The sequence below is a fragment of the Pseudoalteromonas sp. XMcav1-K genome, assembly GCF_044005875.1.
Classification (GTDB): Bacteria; Pseudomonadota; Gammaproteobacteria; order Enterobacterales; family Alteromonadaceae; genus Pseudoalteromonas; species Pseudoalteromonas spongiae.
On record NZ_JBIPJE010000046.1, the window covers coordinates 99,347 to 111,811 of the forward strand.

Consider the following 12,465-nt stretch of genomic DNA (forward strand, 5'->3'; position numbering starts at 1 on the left):
TTATGCCGCATTGGTGAGCAGCTGGCTGCTCGACAAATGTGGCTGTTGTGAATTACCAAACCAAGCAAGCTCTTTGCTTAGGTTGGCAACTTCACCAATAATTAATAATGCTGGTGACTTAATTTGCTCTCTTGCGATTAAATCAGCCAAGTCATTGAGTTCACCTGTTACAACACGTTGTTCTTTACGTGTGCCATTTTCAATAATTGCAACAGGTGTCTCGGGTGCGCGCCCATATTCAAGCAATTTTGCTTGAATATGCGGCGATTTTATCACACCCATGTAAACAGCGAGAGTTTGATTTGCTTTTGCCAGAGATTGCCAATCAAGTTCTTGACCATCTTTTTTACAATGGCCTGTGACAAATTGAATTGCCTGTGCATGATCGCGGTGCGTTAGCGGAATACCCGCATATGCCGAGCAGCCTGCTGCGGCAGTAATGCCTGGTACAATTTGAAACGCAATATGGTGCTTTGCCAGCTCTTGTACTTCTTCACCGCCGCGACCATAGATAAACGGGTCACCGCCTTTTAAACGGCATACTTTTTTACCTTGCTTAGCAAGCTCAACCAAGATTTGGTTGATTTCATCTTGCGGCACGCTGTGATTACCTAAGCGTTTACCAACACACACCAGCTCTGCGTCTTTACGCACCAGTGCCATAATTTCGTCAGACACTAAATAGTCGTATACGATAACATCTGCAGTTTGCATTGCTTGCAGTGCTTTAATCGTTAAAAGCTCAGGATCACCAGGGCCCGCACCAACCACAAACACTTCGCCGCTTAACTGGTTGTCACCAGCTAAGATGTTTTCAAAGGTTTGTTCTGCAGCAGCAAGATCACCTTTAGCTACTTGTGCTACGGCATCTGAAGTAAATGCTTTTTCCCAAAACATGCGACGTTTGCTAAAACTATCTAGTTGGCTTTTCACTTTATCGCGAAAGTTACCTGCAAGCTGCGCCAATGGGCCGATATGTTGTGGAATTATGGTTTCAAGCTTTTCACGTAAGCGACGCGCAAGCACCGGCGCTTTGCCTGCGCTCGAAATCGCAATCGTAATAGGGCTGCGATCGACAATTGATGGAAAAATAAAGCTGCACTTAGGTTGGTCATCAACCACATTTACGAAAATATTCTTTGCTTCTGCGGCATCAAATACAGCTTTGTTAACGGATTCAAGATCTGTCGCCGCAATCACTAAGCTCTGGTTGGTAATATGTTGTTCTGAAAAGTAATCCTGAATGAGAATTACTTTATTGGCATTGTTAAGTGCGATTAATTCAGCGCAAAATTCGGGTGCAACAAGGGTAATGCTGGCGTTAGCTTGCAGCATAGCTTGGCATTTGCGATGCGCTACATCACCACCACCAACAATTAATACAGGCTTATTTTCAAGCTTGGTAAAAATTGGAAAATAGTCCACGAGTTGTCCCCTAAGAAAGCGATAATTTTGCGCTGTGTTATCAGGCTGATTGCATTACAGGCAAAGATTTAGCATGGAGCATAGAGAAGAGCATGGAAAGAAAAAAATAACTTTAAATCTAGCTATATTCTTTTTAGTTATATATCGACTTTGATTTTGGTTTAAGCAAGCAAAAACAAGGGGTTTAATTAAAAACGTTGTGTTTAGTGTCGATTAGCCATTATAGTTATTAGATATAAATTTTTATTTTGAGCTGAGACAGTGATGTTGCAAGTGATTTATTTATGCCTATTTGCCTGTTTTGGCGCAACGGCAACCTGTTTTTTGCAGTTTATGTATTTTTATTGGATTAAGCGAGAAATGAAATTGGTTTACTTGCAGCGCGCAGGCGCAGGCCTTGTACTTGCGATACTCTGCTATGGTGCAATTCTATTACTGCATTAGAATGAAAAAAGAGCGCTGGCGCTCTTTTTTCATGTTTTATTTCAGTCTTTCTCGTTTAACCAAATCGCAGCTTTTTTAGCGAAGTAAGTCAAAATACCATCGGCGCCAGCGCGTTTAAAAGCAAGTAATGACTCCATAACGATTGGTTTCTCGGCTAACCAACCATTTTCGATTGCCGCCATGTGCATTGCGTATTCACCGCTTACTTGGTATGCAAAGGTTGGTACGCCAAATTCATCTTTTACGCGGCGTACCACGTCAAGGTAAGGCATGCCAGGTTTTACCATCACCATGTCTGCACCTTCTTGCAGATCTAATGCGACTTCGCGTAGCGCCTCGTCTGAATTGGCAGGATCCATTTGATAGGTCTTTTTGTCAGCACCTTTTAAATTACCGGCAGAACCGACGGCATCTCTAAATGGACCATAGTAGCTCGAAGCATATTTTGCCGAATAAGCCATAATGCGCGTGTTGATAAAACCGGCATCTTCTAATGCTTCACGAATCGCACCAATGCGGCCGTCCATCATGTCTGATGGGGCAACAACATCTGCTCCAGCCTCGGAGTGAGATAGTGCTTGCTTAACTAGAATGTCTGTTGTGATGTCGTTAAGTACGTAACCGTCTTCATCAATAATGCCGTCTTGACCGTGTACCGTAAATGGGTCGAGTGCAACATCAGTAATGACGCCCATTTCTGGCACTGCTTGCTTGAGTGCTTTAACGGTACGCTGTGCAAGACCTTCAGGGTTGTACGCTTCTTCTGCTTCAAGTGATTTTTTATCTGCTGGTGTCACTGGAAAGATTGCGATCGCAGGTACACCAAGTGCCGCAAGTTCTTTTGCCTCTTCAATAAGTAAATCTATCGAAAGGCGTTCAATTCCTGGCATAGAATCAATTTTTTCACGACGACTTTTACCCTCTAATACAAATACTGGATAAATTAAATCGGCCGTTGTAAGTACGTTTTCTTGCATTAATTTGCGTGAAAAAGGGTCTTTACGCATACGACGCATGCGTGAATATGGGAATAAATCTAAACCTGATTGGGCCATTATAACTCCTCGGGGTCTTTGGGTGACTGGGTTGAATCGGCAATAAAAACACGATTACGACCTTGCTGCTTGGCGCTATAGAGTGCCTTATCTGCCCAGTCGGTATATTGATTTGGATCTAAGCTTGTATCCGCAGTCTTGCTAAATATGCCGGCGCTAATAGTCAGTTTTACATCACCAGAGCTGGTTTTTATCGCATGTTTTGCAATATTTTGACGAATGGTTTCAGATACTAACTTAGCACCTTGGCTATCGGTATTTGGTAAAATTAGGGCAAACTCTTCACCGCCATAGCGACATGCGATATCCGATGGACGACGCAATGCCCCTTTGATACTCGCTGCAACATACTTAATCGCTTCATCACCCGCTAAATGACCATATTCGTCATTGATTGGTTTGAAATGGTCGATATCCAACATCACTACAGCCAAAGGTGTTTGCTCACGACGAGAGCGACGAAACTCCATGGTGATTTTCTTATCAAAATGACGGCGATTACGCAGCCCAGTTAATGCATCAAGTGTATTTAGTTCTTCGAGCTCAAGGTTCTTTTCTTGTAGTTCTCTAAGGGTCACTTCTAGCTCAAAGGTGCGCTGTTGTATTTTACTTTCCAATTCTTCTTGGTGTAATTCTTGTAAGCGAATTGTTTCACTCTGAATGGCTTCGTTAGCTTCCGCTTCTGCAAGGCGTTTTTGTTGCTGACTGACTTTAATATCGCGCTGTTGAATATATTGGCTAATTGCAATCAGGGTTAGGGCTATACAGCTAATCAGATAACTTACACCAAACACTACCATAAGTTGGCTAAAGTAGATGCTGTAAGAAAAGAGCAATGCGCCTTTATACAAAAGGGTGATTAGCAGCGGTAAAATGCACACTACAAGTAATTGTGCCTTGGTGTCTTTTTTCTGCGCGCGAATGCCGGTTACCAGTAACAAAATAAGTACATGAATAAGCGCAAAAATAACCGCTACAGTAAGCGCGATGGTGTAGCTTAAAAAAGGTGTTATAACTACTAAAGCTAAGCTGATCCCTAGCGTAATGCGCAAACAGGCAACGTGTGGCTTAGCGAGGCTATGTAGCCCTAAAATTCGTTCGGTAAGAATGTTTAGTGGGACGAGTACAAAGATTGTTAACGCCGGAACAATGGTATGAATTAACCAAAAGCTTTGGTCAGAAATATAGCGATAAACATAGCCGAGTAACCACGCAAATAAAAACCAAACGCAAATATTAAACACTGCCGCAAGAGCAAAGCTTTGCTTTTTAGTAATTAAAAACAGCACAGATAAAATCAGCGATGATGCAAACATCACTCCTAATATCAGCCCCATAATGAGGTTGAACTTGGCTTTCTTCTCAATGTACTTATCGTGCTGCCAAAGCGATAAGTTAAGCTTCATTACACCTGCTGTTTCAGCTTTTATATAATATTCATAGTGTGTATTTGGTGACAGGCTGAGTTTAAATATCTGATCAGCATCTTTTAAATAGCGCGTTTTAATCGGCATGCTATCACCAAGTGTAAGCTGGGTTTGCGCTAAGTTGTTGCCTTTTTGATATAACGTGAGCTTATCGATATGAACAAATGCGTTAAACAAAAAGAGCTCTTGCTGTATCTGTGTATTATTATTTATCTTAAATTTCAGCCAAACAGGTGAATTACCCAAGCCAAGATTGACTTGCCCTGATTCAACACGTTGCCAGGTATTTACTGGGATTTTCTCAGGAGAGTCACTTGGTACTAGGCTGTAGTCAAATACTAACTGCGTGTATCCGTTTAATTTAGTATTTAAGGTATTTGCTTGCAGTGCACATGAGAATAACAGGCAAATAAACAAGATCAGTCGCATGCATTCACTTCCAAAGCAAAGAGTTTATGCGCATTGTTAAATGCTGCATCAGCGACTTCTTCTACAGGTAACTCATACAACTCAGCGGCTTGGACAACAACATGTGTAATATGCATTGGTTCACAGCGGCGAGATTTTGGCTTAGGTTTAATATTGCGTGGTAACAAATACGGTGCATCGGTTTCAAACAACAGCTTGTCGAGCGGAATTTGTGGCAATAATTGACGCAACGTATCTCCGCGGCGTTCATCGCATAGCCAACCCGTGATGCCAATATAAAAACCGAGTTCTAAGTAAGCCTCTAGAGCTTGCTCACTGTCAGTAAAACAATGCACAACGCCAGGCACTTTAGCTTCTTTTACTATTGCTAAAAAGTCTTGGTGCGCGTCACGCTGATGCATATAAAGCGGTTTATTAAGTTTATTTGCCAGTGCTACTTGCGCGGCAAATACTTCGCGCTGTTTGTCGCGTGGTGAAAAGTCTCGATTATAATCGAGGCCGCACTCACCAATTGCAACTACGGCGTTATCACTTGCCAGTGACGCGATGGTTTCGCAATAATTGCCTTGTGCTGTTTTCGCATCATGCGGGTGAATGCCCGCACTGGCTGTTAGATTAAAGGTGTGGGCGAGCGCAATAGCTTGGCGGCTATCATGAATGTTTGAACCAATTAGTAGCATATCCTCAATGCCTGCCGATTGGGCACGGCGAATTACATCTGCTCTGTCTTTGGCAAATTGCTCGCTGCTGAGGTTTACACCGATATCAAAGTAACGCATACGACTATTTACGTTTTACTTTAATGCCTCTGTTTCTACCCTCAACTTTCATCGTAAATGAATTAAAAAGACCTCGAGAAATGATAACAGTCTCGCCTTCTTTAACTGAGAAGTATTCTGTACCTGTTTGATGCCAAACATGACCATTCTCTAACGTCACCATAAGTTCGCCATGTGGTTTTTTCTTAACGCTAACCACAACCGAAGTAATTTCATCTGTTTCTTTATCAAGCTTTTTGTGTTCAAGGCCAAAGTTGTCTTTTTTCGGTTTGGCCTGGTTTTCGTTGTTAGTTGATGTACGTTTTGAGTCAGGCTTAGCTTTTTTATTGTTGTTCGCTTTTGCTGCTGTAAGCTCTTTTCCTGCAACAACTTGGTCATAACACTGCAAGCGCTGAAAATCATTTTCGATAAAACTACATGCTTTTAATGCCTGTGTATTAATTTCTTGCGCACTTAGCGGCAAAGTAAGTAGTGAGAATAAAACAATAGATAACTTTTTCATTTTAGTTTTTAGCCTCTTCAGGGTCTGTGTTCTTTTGATAAAATCCTGCTAGCAATAAGCCTAACTCAAAAAGGGCTAGCATGGGAATAGCCAACAATGTTTGTGATAAAACATCTGGTGGCGTTAAGAACATCGCAATAACAAATGCGCCAACGACAACATAAGGTCGCTTTTCTTTTAGTTTTTCTTTAGTTGTCGCGCCGCTCCAACACAGCAGCATAATTGCGACAGGAATTTCAAACGCAATACCAAACGCGAAGAATAGCTTTAAGACAAAGCTTAAATAACTGCTGATATCGGGTGTAATGGTCATTACTTCAGGACCAATGCCAGTGAAGAATCCCAGTACAATTGGCATTACAAGGTAATAACAAAAGGCAATGCCGCCATAAAATAAAATTACTGAGGCTGCCAGAACTGGAATTAGCGCGCGCTTTTCATTTTGATACAAGCCGGGCGCAATAAACCCCCAAATTTGATGCAAAATAAACGGGAAGGCTAAAAACAACGCAGCGAATAATGTGAGTTTGAATGGCGCAAAAAACGGCGCCGTAACATCGGTTGCAATCATGCTCGCATTTTCGGGTAAGTGCGAAATAAGCGGTGTCGCAACGAATTCATAAATATCATTAGCAAAATAAACCAATGCTAAAAATATTAACAAAATGGATGCGAGTGCTCGCATTAGTCGGTTGCGTAATTCTACTAGGTGACTAATAAAGGTTGGCGCTGGTTCAGCGTTACTTTGGTTGTTGGTCATTATTGCTGTTCTGCGCTTGCTCTGTATTTTTTTCGGTATTTTTGTAACTGTGAGTTACCGATTGCGCCGCTTCTGAAAGTTCAGTAACCGAGCGTTTTAGCTCTGGCGACAGGTTATCCATACCTTGTTGTTCTGCTTTCTTTAAGTTTTGGTGCAATTCATGAACGCGCAGTTCTTCATTAATTTCAGCTTGTACATTTGTTGCCATTTGTTTGACCGTTTTTATCCAGCGCGCTACTGAGCGTACCGCAGTAGGTAAGCGTTCAGGGCCGAGTACAATTAGGCCTACAACTAAAACAACAAATAGCTCCCAAAAGCCCATTATTTAAACCTTATCGTGCTTTTTTTCGCTGTCGGTAACTTTATCGCTTTCGCTTTTGTTTTGAATTGCGTCAGATTGTTTGTCTTCATCTGAAACTGCTTTTTTAAACCCTTTAACAGCGCCACCCAAATCACTACCAATACCGCGCAGTTTTTTAGTACCAAACAGTAATACGATAATTGCCAAGATAATAAGTAGCTGCCAAATGCTAATACCACCAATACCCATAATATGTTCTCCAAATCAGTAGATGGTTAAATTATACCTAATGATTGCTTGAATGTCGCAAAGCTCGCCAAGCGCTCACTGTTGCAGCCGTAAACAGTGCAGCAGCAGGAATAATGAAGTTAGTAACAAAAAATACTGTGCCAGTTAATGTGAATGTCATGGCAAATATTGCCCAGACTATAGCACGATTAGATTGTTGTATTGTGACGTTTGCACTCGAATTAGAGTGTTGTTTAAGTGCTTTGTAGAGTAAATCTGGCATTTCAGGCAGTTTTTCACCCCAAAATGGCAGATTTTCTTTAATTTGTGATAATACCGCTTTCGGGCCAATTTGCTGTTTTACCCATTCTTCTAAGAATGGTTTAGCGGTTTTCCAAAGATCAAGTTGCGGATAAAGCTGACGGCCCAGCCCTTCAATATAAAGTAAGGTTTTTTGCAGTAACACAAGCTGCGGCTGTACTTCCATATTAAAGCGTCTAGCGGTATTAAACAGGTTTACCAGCACTTGGCCAAATGATATTTCGGCTAGTGGTTTTTGGAATATAGGTTCGCATACTGTGCGAATTGCAAACTCAAACTCTTCAACACTTGTATCGGCTGGCACCCAACCTGAATCAACATGAAGCTCTGCAACTTTGCGATAGTCGCGGTTAAAGAATGCAATAAAGTTTTCCGCTAGATAGCGTTTATCTTCTTTATTGAGCGTACCGACGATACCGCAGTCTATACCAATATACATTGGGTTTTCAGGGTGCTCTCGCGATACAAAAATATTACCAGGGTGCATATCAGCATGAAAAAAGCTGTCGCGGAATACCTGAGTAAAGAAGACTTCAACACCGCGTTCGGCAAGCAGCTGTAGGTTGGTGTTTTGTGCTTCTAGTGCTTCAAGATCTGATACCGGAATGCCATATATGCGTTCCATAACAAGCACGTTTTTGCGGCTTAAATCGCTATAAACGTACGGAATATAAAGACTATCTGAATCTTCAAAATTACGTTTAAGCTGAATTGCATTAGCACCTTCACGCTGTAAGTCGAGTTCATCTAACAGGGTTTTGCGATACTCGTTAATGACTTCGACAGGGCGTAACCGTTTGCCATCTGGCATAAATTGACTAACTAATTTGGCCAGTTGTGCCATTAGCTTGAGATCAGAGTAAATAGCGTCTTCAATGTCAGGACGAATAACTTTAATCACAACTTCGTGTAGCTCGCCTGCGTGTTTTAGTTGTGCAGTATGAACTTGTGCAATAGATGCGGAAGCTAGCGGTGTTTGTTCAAACTGTTCAAATAGCTGATGAATATCATCGAGTTCTAGTGCTTGTTCAATTAGCTGCTTAGCTTTGTTGCCGTCAAATGGTGCGACATTATCTTGTAATAAACTAAGTTCTTTCGCGATATCAGGGGGTAATAGATCACGGCGAGTTGATAGCATTTGGCCAAATTTAACCCATACAGGCCCCAATGACTCAAGGGCTAAACGCAAACGCTGACCGACACTTTTATCTTTATGTTTATTGCCAAGCCAAAAAAAACAACTGCGCGCGAGTTTGCCATACCAAGGAAACAGGTGTGCCGGAATTAGTTCATCTAAACCATAGTTAAGAAAGGTTTTAATAATTTTATAAGCACGTGAAAAATGCACTAATTGAGCCCTTAAATTGCGTTACAAAGCTTATCTACGCGCTGCTCTAATTGCGCTAAGCCTTGCTGTAATGAGCGACACTGCTGTTTAAATAATTGCGCTTCCAGTGGGTGAATAGACACTTTTAACTCGTCTTGCAGTAAGCTGGTAAACGTTGTCTGTGATACCGCACTTTGTTTTTTTGCGTTACTAACCGCGTGTTTAATGCCATTAACTAGCGTGTATGCCGGGCCATCACCTAAATACGATGACAAATTATCAGCCCAGTCGATGTTCAGCGCGTTAAATGCCTTGCTATATTGTTGGGCAAGATTTAAATCACCTTCAAGGTCGAGTTTACCGCTGCGAATTAGTTGGGTTACTTTTTCTGGTTGCTTGAGTTCAAGCAAGGTACTTAAATCTGCGCGAATGAGGCAGTCGCTTTGGCTATCGCCTTTTGGTAAAGCATGAAAGCGTTGACCATCAAATAACAGCGTAATAAACAACGAAATATCGGTAACATCAATGGTAAGCTGTTTTCGCGTAGCTGCATGTAACCCAGAGACAAACTGCCCATCAAGCTTGATTAGTTGATTAAGCAGTTGTTCTATTGCGGCAGAAATTAGGCTCGACACCATAAGCTTAGAATTTAAACCCTTTATGAAGTGCCACAATGCCACCAGTTAGGTTTTCGTAGCTAGTCATTTCAAAACCCACATCTTCCATCATTTGCTTGAGCGTTTCTTGATCTGGGTGCATGCGAATTGATTCCGCTAAATAACGATATGATTCAGCGTCATTCGCAACTAACTTGCCCATATTCGGTAACAGGTTAAACGAGTAGAAATCGTAGGCTTTACTCAGTGGTTGGTGAATAGGTTTTGAAAACTCTAACACCAGTAAACGACCACCTGGCTTTAATACACGCTGCATTGACGCCAGAGCTTTACCTTTATCGGTTACGTTGCGAAGGCCAAACGCAATTGTAATAAGGTCAAAGGTGTTGTCTGGGAATGGTAACGCTTCGGCGTTCATTTGTACGTATTCAATGTTACCTACTTTACCTAAATTACGTAGTTTTTCGCGACCGACTTTAAGCATTGAGTCGTTAATATCGCCTAATACTACTTGCCCCTCAGGGCCAACGATATCGCTAAAACGTGCCGTTAAATCACCTGTGCCACCGGCTAAGTCAAGAATTGTTTGGCCAGCGCGGGCGCCCGAGCAAGCAATTGTGTGGCGTTTCCATAAACGGTGAATACCAAACGACATTAAATCGTTCATTACATCATATTTAGTTGCAACAGAATGGAATACATCGGCGACTAGGCCCTGCTTTTCTTCTCGTGCAACAGATTTGTAACCAAAGTCAGTTTGCTCGTCGTGTGGTTTCATTTTCAATCCTATGATTATTAACGCCCATAGTTTACTCGAATGGAATAACAAATGACAATCATCAGCGTGCCTTAGTGCTTAAATTGGGCACTTTTATTGATCTCACACTAAACTGGAATAATGGAATAAAAATTAGTCAAAACAATCGATGACCCTGAAAACCTATTTTAATGTGATTGTTGCTTTCATTATGGTCTCACTTTTTATTGTGATTACCAGTTTTACCGTGAGCAATAGCAAGGCATTTATGAAGCATCAGCTCGCTGAGCAAACTGAATTGTTGGGGTTAACGTTAGTGCAAAGTATTTCGCAGTCTGCAAATGCTAATCACCAGTTATTGACGGAGCATGTTTCGCAGTTTAGCCGTTTACATCAATATGCTTATATTAGAGTGCAGCACCTTGATAAAACTTTAATTGAAAAGCGTGTTACACAGCCCTCGACTATGCCAAAGTGGCTTGCAAATTACCTGTCTGTTTCTAGTCCATTATTTCAACAAAGTTTCGCACTTGCAGAGCAAGAGTACATGGTGCAATTGCAGCTACAGTCTTCGCCCGCGAATAACTATATCTATGACTCATTTAAAGATGTGTGTGCGGTATTTGCTTTTTTCATCTGTTTTGCTTGGTTTATTTTACATATTGCAATTCGCGCGCTTAAAGCCCCGATCGATGCTTTGCATCAACACACCAATAAACTTGCAAATAAAGAGTTTACCGAGGCACCTGAGATACAAAGTGTGGCTGAAATGAACGCGTTAATGTCGAGCCACAATCGCATGACAAATCAAGTAAAAGAGCTAGTCAACGAGCTAACTCAGCGCTTGGGACATGCTAAAAACGCGTTATACAGAGATGAACTTACGCAACTTGGTAATCGCCGTTTGTTTTGCGCGCAATTTGATCAATTGCTAAGTGATGAGAAAAACCAAAGCGGAGCACTAATATTAGTGCGCTTAAGTGAGTGGGAAACGGTTCGTCGTAAAGAGGGGTTTTCGGTAGCGCGGTCCTTTTTAGAAGATGTGATATACACCTTGCAAACACATTCAAAGCAAGGTGTTAATGCACGAATTTTTCGCTTAAACGACAATGAATTTGCGTGTGTGTTACAGCATGTTACGCGAGATGAGCTAGTTAAAGTTTTGAGTGACATGGCGTCGCACTTGGCTCGTTTGCAAGGGCAATACCAGCAAAAGAAAGAAGTATTAGTAGGCGCTGTGTTGTGGCAAAGCGGTGAGGCAATGTCGAAGGTTATGAAAGCGGCAGATGAAGCCGTTTTAATTGCTGCGAAAGAACGCAGAAAATATCATCTATATGAACCGTCTCAACATATTAAAAAAGTATCAGATATGCTAGCGACACGTGAGCGTGTTTTAATGGCGATTAGTGAATCAACACTGGGCTTATCGCAACATAGCGTAATGATGTCAGACCAAGTTAGTTTAATGTTTTCAGAAGTGCTCACGAAAATCACCCACCAGGACGAAGTGATCCCTACTTTATTACTGCAATCAAAAGCCGAGCAATTTTCAGCAAGTGGCGAACTCGATAAGCGTATTTTTAATTTGATTAGAAGTTGGTATGTAAAAGGGCAGCTGGATTTGCCTGTGAGTATTAATGTGTCGGTCCACAGTATCTTAGACGATACCTTCTATACTTGGTTGATTGGACAGGCGCATCAGTTTGCAGACTTTTTTGCTTCTATAATTTGGGAGTTCGATGAACAAATGTTGTCGCAAAGTCAGCTCGCGCCGCAGGTTATTTCTAAGTTACATAAATTGGGTTCTAAAGTAGCGATTGACCACTTTGGTACCGGAGACAATACATTATTCGCATTGCGGAAGTGGCCAGTTGATATTGTTAAGCTCGATGGTAGCTTTATTCGTGAGTTAGAACAAAAACAAGATTCTTGGTACTTTCTTGAGAATATTATTAAATTAGCGCACAGTTTGGGTGTTGTTGTGGTATGCGAGCAGCTTGAATCTGAAGAACAGGTCAAATGGGCGCAGCAGTTAGGTAGCGATGGCTTTCAGGGCTTTAAGCTCGCACTACCTCACGCGATTGGGTAACAAT

General features: G+C 41.7%; 12 protein-coding genes. 1 reads left to right on the forward strand and 11 read right to left on the reverse strand.

The genetic code is table 11. The features are described 5' to 3' along the window. The 11 genes from cysG to ubiE form a co-directional block, all read right to left on the reverse strand. Positions 1–1,425 carry a siroheme synthase CysG gene (gene cysG, locus ACHSBP_RS15410; RefSeq protein WP_010561474.1) on the reverse strand — a complete coding sequence of 475 codons (1,425 nt, stop codon included), beginning with the start codon at positions 1,423–1,425 and terminating at the stop codon, positions 1–3. Between the two features lie 485 nt (positions 1,426–1,910). Beyond that, positions 1,911–2,924, reverse strand: coding sequence for a porphobilinogen synthase (gene hemB / locus ACHSBP_RS15415; protein WP_010561475.1), 1,014 nt, complete (start codon positions 2,922–2,924; stop codon positions 1,911–1,913). Next, complete coding sequence (locus ACHSBP_RS15420) at positions 2,924–4,780, reverse strand: diguanylate cyclase domain-containing protein (RefSeq protein WP_395389523.1); 1,857 nt, start codon at positions 4,778–4,780, stop codon at positions 2,924–2,926. The genes hemB and ACHSBP_RS15420 overlap by 1 nt, the downstream gene beginning before the upstream one ends. Further along, positions 4,771–5,559 (reverse strand): TatD family hydrolase, encoded by a 789-nt coding sequence (locus ACHSBP_RS15425; RefSeq protein ID WP_010561477.1) that lies wholly within the window; start codon positions 5,557–5,559, stop codon positions 4,771–4,773. The genes ACHSBP_RS15420 and ACHSBP_RS15425 overlap by 10 nt, the downstream gene beginning before the upstream one ends. Positions 5,560–5,563: 4 nt before the next feature. Next, positions 5,564–6,061 (reverse strand): type VI secretion system-associated protein TagO, encoded by a 498-nt coding sequence (locus tag ACHSBP_RS15430; protein ID WP_010561478.1) that lies wholly within the window; start codon positions 6,059–6,061, stop codon positions 5,564–5,566. 1 nt (position 6,062) lies between these two features. After that, positions 6,063–6,821: a twin-arginine translocase subunit TatC gene (gene tatC / locus ACHSBP_RS15435; RefSeq protein ID WP_010561479.1), complete on the reverse strand. Its 759-nt coding sequence runs from the start codon at positions 6,819–6,821 to the stop codon at positions 6,063–6,065. Continuing rightward, the gene (gene tatB / locus ACHSBP_RS15440; RefSeq protein WP_010561480.1) at positions 6,802–7,143 is read right to left on the reverse strand and encodes a Sec-independent protein translocase protein TatB; all 342 of its coding nucleotides are present in this window, start codon (positions 7,141–7,143) and stop codon (positions 6,802–6,804) included. The genes tatC and tatB overlap by 20 nt, the downstream gene beginning before the upstream one ends. Before the next feature lie 3 nt (positions 7,144–7,146). Continuing rightward, positions 7,147–7,371 carry a Sec-independent protein translocase subunit TatA gene (gene tatA / locus ACHSBP_RS15445; protein ID WP_010561481.1) on the reverse strand — a complete coding sequence of 75 codons (225 nt, stop codon included), beginning with the start codon at positions 7,369–7,371 and terminating at the stop codon, positions 7,147–7,149. A gap of 37 nt (positions 7,372–7,408) precedes the next feature. Continuing rightward, positions 7,409–9,019, reverse strand: coding sequence for a ubiquinone biosynthesis regulatory protein kinase UbiB (gene ubiB / locus ACHSBP_RS15450; protein WP_395389525.1), 1,611 nt, complete (start codon positions 9,017–9,019; stop codon positions 7,409–7,411). Between the two features lie 11 nt (positions 9,020–9,030). Continuing rightward, on the reverse strand, positions 9,031–9,633 hold the full coding sequence (locus tag ACHSBP_RS15455) for an SCP2 domain-containing protein (RefSeq protein WP_158523451.1): 603 nt from the start codon (positions 9,631–9,633) through the stop codon (positions 9,031–9,033). A gap of 7 nt (positions 9,634–9,640) precedes the next feature. After that, positions 9,641–10,393 carry a bifunctional demethylmenaquinone methyltransferase/2-methoxy-6-polyprenyl-1,4-benzoquinol methylase UbiE gene (gene ubiE, locus ACHSBP_RS15460; RefSeq protein ID WP_395389526.1) on the reverse strand — a complete coding sequence of 251 codons (753 nt, stop codon included), beginning with the start codon at positions 10,391–10,393 and terminating at the stop codon, positions 9,641–9,643. 247 nt (positions 10,394–10,640) lie between these two features. On the opposite strand from ubiE, the gene ACHSBP_RS15465 reads away from it, so the two are divergent. Further along, positions 10,641–12,461 carry an EAL domain-containing protein gene (locus tag ACHSBP_RS15465; RefSeq protein ID WP_158523450.1) on the forward strand — a complete coding sequence of 607 codons (1,821 nt, stop codon included), beginning with the start codon at positions 10,641–10,643 and terminating at the stop codon, positions 12,459–12,461. Positions 12,462–12,465: the final 4 nt, after the last annotated feature.